This window comes from Paenibacillus sp. LS1, from assembly GCF_026013365.1.
Lineage (GTDB): Bacteria > Bacillota > Bacilli > Paenibacillales > Paenibacillaceae > Paenibacillus.
Map to the genome: position 1 here is coordinate 1 of NZ_JAPDOE010000034.1, position 523 is coordinate 523.

At 53.0% G+C, this 523-nt stretch carries 1 rRNA gene; it reads left to right on the plus strand.

Annotation, left to right across the window (positions count from 1 at the left end):
* Positions 1 to 523: ribosomal RNA gene (locus OM416_RS31710) — 23S ribosomal RNA — on the plus strand; the annotation flags it as partial.

Genomic DNA, 523 nt, shown 5'->3' on the forward strand with positions numbered 1-523 from the left:
AGAGGCATACCAGGGGAACTGAAACATCTAAGTACCCTGAGGAAGAGAAAACAATAGTGATTCCGTCAGTAGCGGCGAGCGAACGCGGAGAAGCCCAAACCAGAGAGCTTGCTCTTTGGGGTTGTGGGACGTCTCACATGGAGTTACAAAGGAACCGGTTAAGCGAAGAGGTCTGGAAAGGCCCGCCAAAGAAGGTAAAAGCCCTGTAGTTGAAAGTCTGTTCCCTCCGAGACGGATCCCGAGTAGTGCGGGGCACGTGAAACCCCGTATGAATCCGGCAGGACCATCTGCCAAGGCTAAATACTTCCTAGCGACCGATAGTGAAGCAGTACCGTGAGGGAAAGGTGAAAAGCACCCCGGAAGGGGAGTGAAATAGAACCTGAAACCGTGTGCTTACAAAAAGTCAGAGCCCGTTTTAGGGGTGATGGCGTGCCTTTTGTAGAATGAACCGGCGAGTTACGTTCCCGTGCAAGGTTAAGGTGAAGAGCCGGAGCCGCAGCGAAAGCGAGTCTGAATAGGGCGA